The organism is Duganella sp. CF458, from assembly GCF_900113115.1.
Classification (GTDB): Bacteria; Pseudomonadota; Gammaproteobacteria; order Burkholderiales; family Burkholderiaceae_D; genus Rugamonas.
Genome location: NZ_FOOF01000010.1, coordinates 238,223 through 252,509, shown reverse-complemented (window position 1 = coordinate 252,509; position 14,287 = coordinate 238,223). Strand labels below are relative to the sequence as shown.

Genomic DNA, 14,287 nt, shown 5'->3' with positions numbered 1-14,287 from the left:
CCGCAGTGCGCCCGTCGGGAAGTGATCTACTGTCGCGGCGACAGGATGGCTTCCAGTCGGTCAGGCGTGCCTTCGACGCGTTCCAGGCGCGGATACTTCAGGCCATCGTAGTAGGCCAGCGCGACGGTGCGGTATTGCTGTCCGTGTTTTACCAGCAGTTCGATCGGCTTCTTGCTGGTCTTGGCTTCGGTGACAGCCTTGCGCAGCAGGTCGGACTTATAGGCGCGGCCATTCACTGCCAGCAGGGTGGTGTTGCCGGACAGGCCAGCCTGGAAGCCGACGCCTTCCCACTGGATGCTTTCGATCTTGCCTTCGTTGCCGACGTTGAAGCCCAGCGAGTAGGTGAAGTCGGCGGACTTGCTGCGCTCTTCGGCCGCCTTCAGGAAGTCGGTCTGCTTCTCGGCGAATACCAGCTTGTAGCCGGCGCGGGTGATGCCATCCATCGGCACCGGTCCCAGCTCTTCAATGCGCTTGCGCAGGAAGCTCGACCAGTCGTGCGGCTGCACGCTGTTGAGCACTTTGACCACGTCCTCGAAGCTGTAGTGCAAGGCTTGTACGCGGCCATCTTCGACGCCGAAGAATTTGGCCGAGAAGTCGTCGAGCGAACGCTTGTCGCCCGACAGTTCGCGGATCCTGGTATCCACGTCCAGCCAGATCAGCATGCCTTCGTTGTAGTAGTCCTCGCTGCGCTGGTAGTTCGACCATGGGATGGCGCGGCGTGCGTTGATGATCGGATCGTAGGTGGTGTCCTGCACCGAACGCCATTCGCGGCCCTTCTGGATGCTGTAGCGCGCGGCGGTGGCCGCCATGATGTCCTTGATGCTGGCAGCCTTCATCAGGCCGGAGCGCGCCGCCAATACTTCGCCGTAGTAGGTGGTCTGGCCCTCATACACCCACAGCAGGTCGTTTTGCAGCGGCTGGTTGAAGTTCAGCACATCCTGGCCTTTCGGACGGCGGAACTTGCCGTTCCAGGAGTGCGTGAATTCGTGCGGCAGCAGGCCGCGTTCGGCTTCGGTCTTGTTCCACTCGGTGAAATAGTCGGTCTTCAGCGCGTTCTCGCTGGACTGGTGGTGTTCGCGGCCCACGCGGCCGAATTCATCGCTCAGCGCGAACAGGAAGTCGTAGTGCTTGAAGTGCTGGGAACCGAAGACCTTGTAGGTCTGCTTGACCAGGTTGCGGTGCAGTTCGATGTGCTCTGGCTTGGCCTCCAGCGCTTCGGCAGTGTCGGCCACCACGTTCAGGTGCACCGGCACCTTGGCACCCGGGTCGAGGTCGAAGCGCTTGAAATGGCGGCCGGCGAACAGCGGCGAGTCGACGAAGGTTTCCACGTCGGTGGTCTTGAAGGTCACCACGTCGCCTTGGCGTTCCGCTTGTTCCAGCGCGGAGCCGTACTGCCAGCCGGCCGGCAAGGTCAACGTGGCCTGGATCGGGATGCGGCGGGTGGCGTAGCCGGCCGGGTACATGGTCAGCGACTGCCACTGGATGCCCAGCATGTCGGGCGTGATCGAGGTGCGGCCCTGCGCGGCTTCGGTCGGGGCCAGGTGCTGGTATTCCAACTCGATCGACCTGGCGCCGGCCGGCACTTCGATGTGGAAGGCGTACACGTTCACGTTGTCGCGGCGCCATGGCAGGCCTTTGCCATTGGCCGATACCTTGAAGCCGGCGAACTGGTTCAGCGCACCGGTCGGGCCGTGCTGGGCCGTCACCCATTGCGGGAACAGCAGCGTCATCTTGCCTGGCCTGGCGGGAATGGTCTGCTGGATGCGGTAGATATTCTGCGCGGTATTCGAGGCATCGACCTTCATCACGATGGTGCCCGGGTAAGGCTGGTCGGCCGGGGCAGGGATGGCTTGGCCGGCATGGACGCTGCAGGCGGTGCCCAGCAGCAGGGCGAGTGCGGTGTTGGTGAACAGTTTCATTTATTTCAACGAGGAAAGTGCGACGGGCGAGTTTAGCACGCAGGGGAAGCCGGATTGTTTCGGAACGTAACGCGAAAAAAAACTCTTGAAATCCTTTTGGGGGGCACTTATATCGGATTCAGCGGTTGCCCAGCCGGGGACCGCCGGACCTTATATCGCTTAACCTTGAAAGGATATGAACATGCGTACTTTTGACCTGACCCCACTGTATCGTTCCGCTATCGGCTTCGACCGCCTGGCCCAGATGCTGAATGATTCGCATCGCAGCGACCAGCCGAGCTACCCACCCTACAATGTCGAGCTGGTGACTGAAGACCAGTACCGTATCGTGATGGCGCTGGCCGGCTTCGACCGTAGCGAAATCGATATCACCTCCGAGCGCGATTCCCTGGTGGTGACTGGCCGCAAGCAGAAAGACGGCCAGGAGAAAACCTTCCTGCACCGCGGCATCGCTTTCCGCGATTTCGAACAGCGCTTCCAGCTCGCCAACCACGTGAAGGTGACGGGTGCTTCGTTCGACAACGGCATGCTCACCATTGAACTGGTGCGCGAAGTGCCGGAAGCCCTGAAGGCCCGCAAGATTGCGATTGACGGCGTGGTCAACCACGCTGCCCTGGAGCAGAAAGCTGCCGCTTAAACGCGTCCAGCTTTCATGAAAAGGCCGGATTTCCGGCCTTTTTTGCGTTAAGACGCGTCTAAGTTTGATGCCGCATATTAGAGCCGTTGAGAAAGCAATCTTCACCAGGAGTTTAATCATGCGCAACGCCACCACCATGTTCCTCGCCCTGGCCACCGCCGGTGTTATCGGTGCCGGTGCAGCCATCGCTGTCCAGCAGAGCCAGGCCTTCGCATCGCCGCATCCTGTGGTTACCGCCAACGTCCCGGCCAATGCCGCCCAGGGCGCGCCGGCGCCGGTACCCGCGCCGATGATTTCCCTGCCTGACTTCAGCGTGATCGCGACGCGCAACGGTCCGGCGGTGGTGAATATCAGCACCACCGGTACCACCAAGGCGCAATTCCGCGGCGACGACGATGCGGAAAACGATCCATTCTACGAATTCTTCCGCCGCTTCCAGATGCCTGGCCAGCGCGGCCGCGGCGGCGCGCCCAGCCCGACCCATGGCGTCGGCTCCGGCTTTATCGTCAGCGCCGACGGCATCATCCTGACCAATGCCCACGTGGTGCGCGACGCCAGCGAGGTGACGGTCAAGCTGACCGACCGCCGCGAATTCCGCGCCAAAGTGCTGGGCTCCGATCCGAAAACCGACGTGGCCGTGCTGAAAATCGAGGCCAAGAACCTGCCGGTGGTGCCGCTGGGCCGCTCCACCGACGTCAAAGTGGGCGAGTGGGTGCTGGCCATCGGCTCCCCGTTCGGGCTGGAAAACACGGTGACCGCCGGTGTGGTCAGCGCCAAGGGCCGCTCCCTGCCGGACGACTCCAACGTGCCCTTCATCCAGACCGACGTGGCAATCAATCCCGGCAACTCGGGCGGCCCGCTGTTCAACACCAAGGGCGAAGTGATCGGCATCAACTCGCAGATCTACAGCCAGAGCGGCGGCTACCAGGGCCTGTCGTTCTCGATCCCGATCGACGTGGCGACCCGCGTGCGCGACCAGGTGGTCAAGACCGGCAAGGTGGTGCATGCGCGCCTGGGCGTGATGGTGCAGGAGGTGAACCAGGGCTTCGCCGACTCGTTCGACCTGGAGTCGCCGGAAGGCGCGCTGGTGTCGAACGTGGAGCGCGGCGGCCCGGCCGACAAGCTTGGCCTGAAGGCGGGCGACGTGATCCGCAAGATGAACGGCCAGAAGATCGTCGCTTCCGGCGACCTGCCGGCAATGGTGGGCTTGGCCATGCCGGGTGATAAAGTAGCGCTTGAGGTATGGCGCCAGGGTAAAACCATCACGCTGGAAGGCAAGTTGGGCAACGCTTCGGAGCGCAATGTGGCCGCGCTGCAGAACGATGAAGCGGCCGCCAAGCTGCGCCTCGGTTTGTCGCTGCGCCAGCTCGACCCGCAGGAACGCCGCGAATCGGGCCTGGCATCGGGCTTGCTGATCGAGGATGCCGGCGGCGCGGCCGCCAGCGCCGGCGTGCAGCCGGGCGACGTGCTGCTGTCGGTGAATGGCCGGGCTGTCACTTCCGTGAACGATGTGCGCGACCTCGTGGCAAAATCGACGAAATCCGTAGCGCTGCTGATCCAGCGCGGCGAGGACCGCATCTTTATCCCGGTGCGCCTCGGCTAACAAAACAAGAAAGGTAGTAAGAAATGCGCCTCCTGCTGGTAGAAGACGACACGATGATCGGCGAGGTAGTGCTCGACCTGCTCAGGGCAGAGCACTACGCCGTCGATTGGGTCAAGGATGGCGCGATGGCCGACACCGCCCTGCAAACCCAGACTTACGACCTGGTGCTGCTGGACCTGGGCCTGCCGAAGAAGGATGGCCTGGAGGTGTTGCGCTCGATGCGCACGCGCAAGGAGCTGACGCCGGTGCTGGTGGCGACCGCGCGCGACGCGGTGGAGCAGCGCATTGCCGGGCTGGACGCGGGCGCCGACGACTATGTGCTCAAGCCCTACGACCTGGACGAGCTGCTGGCCCGCATCCGTGCCTTGCTGCGCCGCGCCGCCGGCCGCGCCGAACCGGTGTTCGAGCACAAGGGGGTGTCGATCAATCCGCAGACGCGGGAAGTGATTGCCAACGGCCAGCCGGTCAGCCTGTCGGCCCGCGAATGGGCCGTGCTGGAAGCGCTGATCGCGCGCCCCGGCATCGTGCTGTCGCGCGCGCAGCTGGAAGAAAAGCTGTACAGCTGGAAGGACGAAGTCAATTCCAACGCGGTGGAAGTGTATATCCACGGCTTGCGCAAGAAGCTCGGGTCGGAACTGATCCAGAACGTGCGCGGCCTCGGCTACATGGTGCCTAAAGCATGATGATGGGGGTCCCGAAGGTCAACGTCACGCACTCGCTGCGTGGGCGCCTGCTATGGTTCTTGCTGGCGGCGATCACCATGGCTGCCGTGGCGCAGGCCATGATCGCCTACAGCTCGGCGCTGAACGACGCCGACCAGATCTTCGACTACCACATGCAGCAGATGGCCATGTCGCTGCGCTCCAACGCGCCGATGGCGGCCACCGGCAACCGCGACCCCAATGATCCCGGCAACGACGAAATGGTGGTGCAGGTGTGGACGCCGGACGGCATCCAGGTGTTCCGCTCGCTGTCGCGCGCGGAGCTGCCGCAGCGCGCCGTGCTGGGTTTCTCCAATGTGCGCGCCAATGGCACCACCTACCGCGTGTTCTCGGCGCAGACCGCGACCCAGACCATCCAGATCGCCCAGGACCTGGCCGTGCGCAAGCGCATGGCCGGCACGCTGGCGCTGCGCACCGTCGGCCCGATCGCGCTGATGGCGCCGGTGCTGATGATTGTCGTGTGGTGGGTGGTGTCGGGCTCGCTGGCGCCGGTGGCGCGCGTGCAGCGGCAGCTCGCTTCGCGCAAGGCCGACGACCTGTCCGAAGTTTCCGATGCCGACCTGCCGGACGAGGTGCGGCCGCTGGTGCAGGAGCTGAACCTGCTGTTTTCGCGCGTGCAGGCGGCGTTCGAGGCGCAGCAGAACTTCGTGGCCGATGCGGCGCACGAACTGCGCACGCCGCTGGCCGCGCTCAAGCTGCAGATCCTCAGCCTGGCGCGCGCCGATTGCAGCGAAGCGCGCGACGTGGCGATCGGCCGCTTGTCGGCCGGCGTGGAGCGGGCTTCGCGCCTGGTCGAACAATTGCTGGTGCTGGCGCGTACCGAGGCGACCGACGCCAAGCTGGAGCCGGTCGGACTGGCCGAATTGGCCAAGCGCGCGGTGGGCGACATGGCCGGCGCCGCGCAAGCACGCACCATCGACCTTGGCCTGGAGCAGGCCGACGAGGCAACGGTGCAGGGGCAGGGCGACGCCCTGGTGATCCTGCTGCGCAACCTGGTCGACAACGCCGTCAAGTACACACCGGCCGGCGGCACCGTCGACGTGTCGGTGCTGGCTGCGGCGGGCGGCGCCGGGCCGCGGCTGGTGGTGGAGGACAGCGGCCCCGGTATCGAGCCGGAAGAGCGCCAGCGCGTGTTCCACCGCTTCTACCGCGTGCCGGGCAGCGAAGCCCAGGGCAGCGGCCTTGGCCTGGCCATTATCCGGGCCATCGCCGAGCGGCATGGCGCCAAGCTGGCGCTGGACGCTTCGGAACGCCTGGGCGGGCTGAAAGTGACGGTGGAGTTTGCCCCGCGCTAGAATGTCGTTTTTGACAATCGGAGCAGGGCATGCAGAAGATCGGTTTCTCGGGGACCTTGGACCCCATCACCAACGGCCATATGTGGGTCATTGGCGAAGCGCGTTCCATCGCGGAGGAAGTGGTTGTATTCCTGTCCGAGAACTCCACCAAGGCGCCCAAATTCTCGGCCGAAGAACGCAAGGCCATCGTGCTGGCCAGCTGCGCCGAGCGCGGCTGGGGCAATGTCAGCGTGCAGATCGTCAAGAGCGAATACACGGCGCGCGTGGCCAAGCGCAACGGGGTCGATTACCTGATCCGCGGCATCCGCAGCACCGCCGATTTCGATTATGAAAACCTGATCCAGCAAACCAATGTGGAAGTGATCGGCGGCGCCAAGACGCTGTTCGTGATGCCGCCGCGCGACCTGGGTTCGGTCAGCTCCAGTTTCGTCAAGGCGCTGGAGGGGCCGGTCGGCTGGAACTGGACCATGAAGAAATTCGTCCCCGCGCCGGCTTACCAGGCCTGGATCCTGGGCTGGCTGCGCAAGGAGTGGGACAGCCTGTGGTGCGAACGCCCGCATGCGGCCGACTGGTTCGAGCGCGTGACCGGCGAGGCAGCCTACGGCGGCGCCGCGCGCCATTACCATAACCTCGACCACCTGGTGCACGGCCTGGCGGAGATCCGCGCCTGGGCCGCCAATACCGGCGCGGCGCCGGCCGACGTGGCCCTGGTCAAAGCGGCCTTCTGGTTCCACGACGCGGTGTATGCCCACGGCGCAGGCGATGTGACGAATGAAGAAGCCAGCGCACGATTGTGGCTGGGCAGCGGCCTGGAAGCGGACGCCGTGCGCGCCGACGAGGTGGCGACCCTGATCCGCGCCACCGACCACTTCCAGGGCGGCGCAGTGGTGCACCCGCTGAAAGACACCATGCTGTCGGTGGACCTGGCCATCCTCGGCCAGGAAGCCGAGGTGTACCAGGCCTATGCACGCGGCATCCGCGGCGAATACGCCCATGTGCCGGAACAGCGCTACAACAGCCAGCGGGCCCAGGTCCTCGCCCATCTGCGCAGCAAGGCGGAAGCGGGCACGCTGTTCGCCGACCCGTTCTTCACCGATAACTACACTGCCGCGGCGATTGCGAACATGGGCGCCGAGCTGGCGCTAATTTCGAAGGGGTAGAGGGAGGGCGAGGTCGCGCCAGAAGGTCTCGACTTCCTCCAGTGCGGTCGCTTTCGCGCACTTTTCGGACACGGCGCTGAGGATGAATTCTTCCGCCGACATGTGTTCTACCGGCGCCCATTTGGCGATTGCGGAAATAACGTCGCCAGCCAGGTGGATCGTCATTGCAGCCATAGCACCTCCTCCGAGTGGGTTGTGATTCCACATTGCATCAATTGACCGGACGCGTCTTTGCGCTACATCAAACCATGCGCAAGAGCCCGTGTCCCACCGTGGGGTCTGACCCCAAGGTGGGACACGGGCTCGGCCGTTGCGGCGCTTAGAACTTCAGGTGCAGGCGGGCGAAGTAGGACACGCCGTTCAGGCCGAACTGCACGCTCTCGTACTTGAAGCCGTTGTCGGTTTCGTTCGGGTCTTGCGGCGTCGGGTGCACGTCGAAGATGTTGGCGGCGCCGAAGCTCAGTTTCGCGTTCTTGCTGAAGGCGTAGGTGAAGCCAAGGTCGGCCGAGGTCTTCGCTTGGTACTTCTGGTTCGCCACGCCGGCTGCGGTGCCGCTCCAGGTGCCCAGGGTTTGCGGGCCGAAGTGGATGATCTTGAAGTTCGTTTCCAGCGGGCCGGTGACGTAGTCGAAGCCCAGGGTGGCTTTGCGGCGCGGGCCGCCCTGTTCCAGGAACAGGCGTTCGCGCTCGGACAGCAGCACGTCCTCGAAGCCTTGCAGCGCTGCCGGGGCGTGGATGTCGGTCACCTCGGTCTTGCTGAAGTTCGCGGCCAGGAAGGTGGTCAGCTTGTTGCCGAACAGGGTGCTCTTGTGCGATGCGGTCAGGTCCAGGCCCTGGGTCTTGGTGTCGACCGAGTTGACGAAGAATTGCGCGCCGCCCACGCCCAGGGTCGCCAGCTTGGCGGCCAGGGTGGGGTAGTTCGACTCATCGAACAGGCCGGACAGCACGATGCGGTCCTTGATCTTGATGTGGTACAGGTCGGCGGTGACCGACAGGTCCGCGTTCGGCGTCCAGGTGGCGCCGAAGGTGAAGCTGCGCGATTTCTCTTCTTTCAGCGGATCGAGGCCGGCCACCTTGCCGACCGGGCCCACGGCCGGGGTGATCGAGATATCGGTCGGCACGCCGCCCACGAAGTCGGTGTAGGTCGAGGAGAAGTAAGCCTGCTGCAGCGACGGCGCGCGGAAACCGGTCGATGCCGATGCGCGCAGCAGCACCGGATCGGTCACGCGGTAGCTGCCTGCGATCTTGCCGGTCACGGTGGAGCCGAAGTCGCTGTACTTCTCCCAGCGCAGGGCGCCTTGCAGGCGGGCCTTCTGGGTCAGGTCCGCTTCCAGGTCAAGGTAGGCGGCGCTGCTGTGGCGCTTGGCGTTGGTCACGTCGCCCGGCTGGAAGCCCGGGAAGCCCTGGCTGCCGGCATTGCCGCCGCCGGCGCCGTCGGCGTCGATGTACGAGCCAGGCTCGCCGGCGTAAATCTTGTATTTCTCGGCGCGGTATTCGGCGCCGAACGCCACGTTCAAGCCTTGGCCCACCAGGCCTTCGAAGTAGCGGTTCATGTCGAAGTTGGTGGTCGACTGCTGGAACGAGAAGCCGCCCGCGTCGAACCGGTCGGGGCTGATGCCTTTGCCGCCGTTCAGCAGGTCCAGGTTGGCGATGGAGGCGTTCAGCGTATTGCTGATGTTGTATTTGAGGCGGTTGTAGCCGTAAGTTTGCGACAGGTCGGCATTCCATTCGCCGATCTTTTGCTTGTAGCCGAAGATGGCGTAACGGTCATCCAGGTCGCCGTTGATGAACGGGACGAAGCCGTTCGGGTACATGGCGGCGGAGTTGCGGGTCGGGATGTCGTCGCTGCCGTTGCGCGCCCAGGCCGCGCTGGAAGCGTCGCGTTGCTGCACGCCGCCGGTGAAGTACACACGGCCAGGGCCGGCCGGGATCTCGCCATTCACGTACAGGGTCTTGTTCTTGGACTTGGAGTCGCCAATGGTGCGCGGGTTGCCTTCCTCGGCGCGGTTGGAGCGGCCGCGGTCCAGGAATTCGCCGGTGATGCCGACCGTGCCGCCGGCCACCGCGAAGCCGCAGTAGGCCGATGCCAGCCAGTTCTTGCCGTCGCCCGCGCCGTACTGGCCGTAGCCGACTGCCGATTCGCAGCCCACGTTCTTTTTCAGGCCGATGTCCATCACGCCGGCAATGGCGTCCGAACCGTATTGCGCAGCAGCGCCGTCGCGCAGCACTTGCACGTCCTTGATCGCCATCACCGGGATGGCGTTCATGTCGGTACCGGTGGCGCCGCGGTTGCGGGCGCCGAAGATGTTGACCAGGGCGGAGGTGTGGCGGCGCTTGCCGTTCACCAGCACCAGGGTCTGGTCCGAGCTCAGGCCGCGCAGTGCGGCGGAGTCCACCAGGTCGGCGCCGTCGGCACCGGTCTGGCGGGTCGAGTTGAACGATGGCGAAATGAAGGTCAAGGTTTGTGCCAGGTCGAACTGCGCGCCTTGCTCGGAGGCCTTGCTCAGGGAAATCACATCGACCGGCGCCACGGTATCGGTGAGCGAGCTGGTGGCGCGGCGCGAACCGACCACGTTAACCACGGTGATATCGCCGGCGGCGGCTTGGGCTTGGGTTTGGGCTACGGCGGGCAGGGCAGACAGGGCACCGGCGCCATACAGCGCGGTCAGGACGGCGTTACGCAGGATCGAATGGCTTGACAATTTTTTGCTCCAAGGAAAAATTGCCTTTAATTCTAGCCGAACTACATTTGTGCAGCGTTCACAAATGACAAGTTTACGTTGCAACTACGCCACGGCTGGGGCTGCGGATCATACGTATTCCGCCGCGCCACCGATCAGGACCTGGCCGCCGTCCAGCCCGGTGCGCAGCAGGCATGGTTGGCCGAGCTGCGCGCCCTGGTAGAGTTCGAGCGAGCGGCCGAGGTGGACGGTGAGGGCGCCGGCGGCGACGCCGGTGGCGCTGTCTTCGCCAGCCGGATCGAGGTGGTTGAAGTTGCGGCCTTCGAAGGCGCCGTCGGAACGGCGGCACCAGGCGTAGATGCCGTTCACGCCATTTGCCTTGCCCCAATCGGCAATCGCAGCCAGGTCCGGGCGCAGCGCGTGCAGCGCGGCGCTGCCGGCCACTTCCACCAGCAATTTGGCACTGCCCACCGAGGCGACGGCGGGCGGCGAAACGATGGCCAGGCCGGGCGCGGCTAGCAGGCGTTCAGCCAGGTCGGCGGGCAGCGCGACATCCGGCACTGCCTGGGGCGCCAGGCTGGCGAAGATGGCCGTGCCATTACTGGTCAGCAGCAACTGTTGTCCGCCCATTGCCGTGCGCACCGGCAGCGGGCCGGGCGAATCGCCCAGCAGCACGCGGGCAGCGGCCAGCGTGGCGTGCAGGCACAGGGGCGAGCGTGCGTGTGGGTAATAGTAATCCAAGGAATCCAGTGTCCCGCCGTCGACAAACACGCAGGCGCTCTTGTTGGCCGACTGGGCGAATGCCTGCCTTTCCCCGGCGCTGGCGGGGCCGTCGATGATCACCAGCGCCGCATTGCCCGCGCCCGGGCCGGTCCCAAAACATTTCAGTTCGTAAATAGCCATCGGCGCAGGATACAGCAGGGTGGCGCGGCATGCAGCAGGCGGTGTAGAATACTGTATGGATATACAGTCATCGCGCGCCGGGCTGCCCGCCTATGCGGAGCTGTTTTGCCTGACAAACTTTTCATTTTTGCACGGCGCGTCCCATGCCGAAGAGCTGGTGGAGCGTGCGGTAAAACTCGGCTATAGCGCGCTGGCCATCACGGACGAATGCTCGCTGGCCGGCGTGGTGCGGGCGCATGGCGAGGCGAAGCAGGCTGGCCTGAAGTTGCTGATCGGGGCCCATTTCCACCTGACCCATGCGGACGGCAGTGCCGCGCTCTCGCTGCTGGCGCTGGCCATCAACCGCAATGGCTATGGCAACCTGTCCGAAATGATCACCCTCGGCCGCATGCGCGCCGACAAGGGCAGTTACGAACTGCACCCGGATGATTTCGCCAATCCACCGCCCGAGCGCGCGCATCTGCGCGGGCTGCCCGATTGCCTGCTGCTCCTGCTGCCGGAATACCCGGCCGAGGTGGAACGCCTGCACCGGCAGGCATCCTGGATGGCGGCCACGTTCGGCGATCGCAGCTGGCTTGCCGTGACCATGCTGGGCCGCGCCTTCGACGAGGCGCATGGCGCGGCGATCGAGGAAGTCTCGCTGCAGCATGCCTTGCCGATGGTGGCGGCAGGCCACGTGTGCATGCACGTGCGTTCGCGCAAGCCGCTGCACGACACGCTGACGGCGGTGCGGCTTGGCAAGCCGGTCGGCGAATGCGGTTATGAACTGGGCCAGAACGCCGAGCAGCATTTGCGCTCGCGCCTGCGCCTGGCCAACGTCTATTCGCCGCCAATGCTGGAAGAGAGCGTGCGCATTGCCGCTCTGTGCCAGTTTTCGCTGGACGAGCTGCGTTATGAGTACCCGAACGAACTGATCCCGCCTGACCACACCCCGGCCAGTTTCCTCCGGCAGGAAACGTATAAGGGCGCGGAATGGCGCTACCCGCACGGCGTTCCGCAACTTGTGCACGACCAGATCGAGATGGAACTGGACCTGGTGGCCCAGCTGCGCTACGAGTACTTCTTCCTGACGGTGTATGACATTGTCCGCTACGCACGTTCGATCGACATCTTGTGCCAGGGCCGCGGCTCGGCCGCCAATTCGGCCGTCTGCTATTGCCTTGGCGTGACCTCGGTCGATCCGGTGCGCGGCAACAGCGTAGTCGGGCGGTTCATATCGATCGAACGCAATGAGCCGCCCGATATCGACGTCGATTTCGAACACCAGCGCCGCGAAGAGGTGATCCAGTACATCTACGAGAAATACGGCCGCCACCGTACGGCATTGGCGGCGACGGTTATCTGCTACCGCACCAAGAGCGCGCTGCGCGACAGCGGCAAGGCATTGGGGGTGGACCTGGAGATCGTCGAGAAGGTCGCCAAATCCCACCGCTGGTTCGACCGGAAAAGCGAGTTGATGGAGCGCTTTGCCGAATGCGGCATGGATCCGGCTTCACCCATCGCGCACCAATGGGCGCAACTGGCGCTCCAGCTGCTCAGCTTCCCGCGCCATTTGTCGCAGCATGTCGGCGGCTTTGTTATCTCGCAAGACAAGTTGTCGCGCCTGGTGCCGATCGAAAACGCGGCGATGCAAGACCGCAGCGTGATCCAGTGGGACAAGGACGACCTGGAAGAACTGGGTTTGTTGAAAGTCGACGTGCTGGCGCTTGGCATGCTCACGGCGATGCGTCGGACTTTCGACCTGGTCTCCCAGCGTTACCAGCTTCGTTTCGGCATGGCCAGCGTGCCTTCCGAGGACCCTGCAACCTACGACATGATCTGCGAGGCGGACACCATCGGCGTGTTCCAGATCGAATCGCGGGCGCAAATGAGCATGTTGCCGCGCCTGCGGCCACGCACCTACTACGACCTGGTGATTGAGGTGGCGATCGTGCGGCCGGGACCGATCCAGGGCGGGATGGTGCACCCCTACCTGCAGCGGCGCACGGGAAAGGTGGAGGCCACTTATCCCGAAGGACTGAAGAAGGCGCTGGGCCGCACGCTGGGCGTGCCGATCTTCCAGGAGCAGGTGATGCAGGTCGTGATTGATGGCGCAGGTTTTACGCCAGGCGAAGCGGACCAGTTGCGGCGCTCGATGGCGGCCTGGAAGCGCAAAGGGGGGCTGGAGAAATACCAGGACCGCATTGTGTCCGGCATGAAGGCCCGTAATTTTGACGAGAAATTCGCATTGCAGATCTGCCAGCAGATCCAGGGCTTCGGCGAATACGGCTTTCCTGAATCGCACGCGGCGAGCTTTGCGTTGCTGACGTATGTGAGCTCATGGCTCAAGTGTCACGAACCGGCGGCCTTCCTGTGTGCCTTGCTGAATAGCTTGCCGATGGGCTTTTACAGCGCCTCGCAACTGGTGCAGGATGCGCAACGGCATGGGATTGAAGTGCGGCCGGTGGATGTGACGATCAGTGGTTGGGAATCGTCGCTGGAAGAGGTGGATGCCGTCCCGGCACCGCTGGGGGAGGCGCTCGAACGCGACGTGATGCCGGACGAATTCCTGGCTGTGGTGGCCGCGCAGGGCGTACGGCGGCAGCCGGCGGTGCGGCTCGGCATGTCGCGCCTATACGGCATGCGTGAAGATGCGGCGAAGCGTATCGAGGAAAAGCGTGCTGCACGCCCATTCGCCAGCGTGACTGAACTGGCGCGTTGCGCCGATCTCAATCGCCATGACCTGCAGGTACTGGCGGCAGGCAATGCCTTGCGTTCGCTGGCCGGGAATCGCCGCCAGGCGCTATGGGACGCGGCGGGCGCGGTGCCGGACAAGGATTTGCTGCGCCCGACCGAGGTGCAGGAGGATGTTCCGCAACTGGTGCCGCCAACCGAGGGCGAAGAAATCCTTGGCGACTATCGCTCGCAAGGCTTGACGCTGGGGCGCCATCCGTTGGCGTTGCTGCGGCCGGCGCTCTTGGCCAAGCGCTTCCTGCCGGCCGATGTGCTGAACACCTTCAGCAATAACCAGTTGGCGCGCGGCGCCGGCATCGTCACCGGCCGCCAGCGCCCCGGTACCGCCAAGGGCGTGCTGTTCGTCACCATCGAAGACGAGACCGGCTATGTCAACGTGATCGTCTGGCCCGACATGGTGGAAAAATACCGGCGCGAGGTGCTGGGCTCCTCGCTGCTCGGCGTGTACGGCGTGTGGCAGCAGGAGGGCATCGTGCGCCACCTGGTCGCGCGGCGCCTGGTCGATTTGTCGCACCTGCTCGGACGCCTGCCGACCGCCAGCCGTGATTTCCAATGATGGCGAAATAGCGCGCCGGTGATTTTTGACGACAATGTGCGCAGGTTGCCGGTGCTACCATGCCGGCATGAAAATAACA

The 14,287-nt window shown here is 64.5% G+C and carries 10 protein-coding genes; 6 read left to right on the top strand and 4 right to left on the bottom strand.

Annotated features, from left to right (window positions below; all coding sequences use genetic code 11):
• Window positions 1-26: 26 nt before the first annotated feature.
• The gene (locus BM269_RS17285; RefSeq protein WP_090439373.1) at window positions 27-1,919 is read right to left on the bottom strand and encodes a M61 family metallopeptidase; all 1,893 of its coding nucleotides are present in this window, start codon (window positions 1,917-1,919) and stop codon (window positions 27-29) included.
• A 181-nt stretch (window positions 1,920-2,100) separates the two neighbouring features.
• On the opposite strand from BM269_RS17285, the gene BM269_RS17280 reads away from it, so the two are divergent.
• The 5 genes from BM269_RS17280 (at window position 2,101) to coaD (ending at window position 7,336) form a co-directional block, all read left to right on the top strand.
• Window positions 2,101-2,556, top strand: a complete 456-nt coding sequence (locus tag BM269_RS17280) for an Hsp20 family protein (protein WP_090439538.1) — start codon at window positions 2,101-2,103, stop codon at window positions 2,554-2,556.
• Between the two features lie 118 nt (window positions 2,557-2,674).
• On the top strand, window positions 2,675-4,159 hold the full coding sequence (locus BM269_RS17275; RefSeq protein WP_170860406.1) for a DegQ family serine endoprotease: 1,485 nt from the start codon (window positions 2,675-2,677) through the stop codon (window positions 4,157-4,159).
• 23 nt (window positions 4,160-4,182) lie between these two features.
• Entirely contained in the window at window positions 4,183-4,842 is a 660-nt protein-coding gene (locus BM269_RS17270; RefSeq protein WP_055930945.1) for a response regulator, read from the top strand.
• The gene (locus tag BM269_RS17265) at window positions 4,842-6,176 is read left to right on the top strand and encodes an ATP-binding protein (RefSeq protein ID WP_090439531.1); all 1,335 of its coding nucleotides are present in this window, start codon (window positions 4,842-4,844) and stop codon (window positions 6,174-6,176) included. The genes BM269_RS17270 and BM269_RS17265 overlap by 1 nt, the downstream gene beginning before the upstream one ends.
• 29 nt (window positions 6,177-6,205) lie before the next feature.
• Window positions 6,206-7,336 (top strand): pantetheine-phosphate adenylyltransferase, encoded by a 1,131-nt coding sequence (coaD, locus tag BM269_RS17260; protein ID WP_090439370.1) that lies wholly within the window; start codon window positions 6,206-6,208, stop codon window positions 7,334-7,336.
• On the opposite strand, the gene BM269_RS17255 is transcribed toward coaD, so the two are convergent.
• The 3 genes from BM269_RS17255 to BM269_RS17245 form a co-directional block, all read right to left on the bottom strand.
• Window positions 7,319-7,510: a hypothetical protein gene (locus tag BM269_RS17255; protein ID WP_090439367.1), complete on the bottom strand. Its 192-nt coding sequence runs from the start codon at window positions 7,508-7,510 to the stop codon at window positions 7,319-7,321. The two genes, coaD and BM269_RS17255, sit on opposite strands and share 18 nt — an antisense overlap.
• A gap of 145 nt (window positions 7,511-7,655) precedes the next feature.
• Window positions 7,656-10,037 (bottom strand): TonB-dependent receptor plug domain-containing protein, encoded by a 2,382-nt coding sequence (locus tag BM269_RS17250; protein ID WP_090439364.1) that lies wholly within the window; start codon window positions 10,035-10,037, stop codon window positions 7,656-7,658.
• Window positions 10,038-10,145: 108 nt separating this feature from the next.
• The gene (locus BM269_RS17245; protein ID WP_090439362.1) at window positions 10,146-10,919 is read right to left on the bottom strand and encodes a PhzF family phenazine biosynthesis protein; all 774 of its coding nucleotides are present in this window, start codon (window positions 10,917-10,919) and stop codon (window positions 10,146-10,148) included.
• Window positions 10,920-10,974: 55 nt separating this feature from the next.
• Between BM269_RS17245 and BM269_RS17240 the strand changes: the two genes are divergently transcribed.
• On the top strand, window positions 10,975-14,208 hold the full coding sequence (locus BM269_RS17240) for an error-prone DNA polymerase (protein WP_090439359.1): 3,234 nt from the start codon (window positions 10,975-10,977) through the stop codon (window positions 14,206-14,208).
• The last annotated feature ends 79 nt before the right edge of the window (window positions 14,209-14,287 follow it).

Coding starts and splice junctions, on each gene's coding strand:
- BM269_RS17285 (WP_090439373.1), bottom strand. CDS start 1,919: ATGAAACTGTTCACCAACACCGCACTCGCCCTGCTGCTGGGCACCGCC.
- BM269_RS17280 (WP_090439538.1), top strand. CDS start 2,101: ATGCGTACTTTTGACCTGACCCCACTGTATCGTTCCGCTATCGGCTTC.
- BM269_RS17275 (WP_170860406.1), top strand. CDS start 2,675: ATGCGCAACGCCACCACCATGTTCCTCGCCCTGGCCACCGCCGGTGTT.
- BM269_RS17270 (WP_055930945.1), top strand. CDS start 4,183: ATGCGCCTCCTGCTGGTAGAAGACGACACGATGATCGGCGAGGTAGTG.
- BM269_RS17265 (WP_090439531.1), top strand. CDS start 4,842: ATGATGGGGGTCCCGAAGGTCAACGTCACGCACTCGCTGCGTGGGCGC.
- coaD (WP_090439370.1), top strand. CDS start 6,206: ATGCAGAAGATCGGTTTCTCGGGGACCTTGGACCCCATCACCAACGGC.
- BM269_RS17255 (WP_090439367.1), bottom strand. CDS start 7,510: ATGGCTGCAATGACGATCCACCTGGCTGGCGACGTTATTTCCGCAATC.
- BM269_RS17245 (WP_090439362.1), bottom strand. CDS start 10,919: ATGGCTATTTACGAACTGAAATGTTTTGGGACCGGCCCGGGCGCGGGC.
- BM269_RS17240 (WP_090439359.1), top strand. CDS start 10,975: ATGGATATACAGTCATCGCGCGCCGGGCTGCCCGCCTATGCGGAGCTG.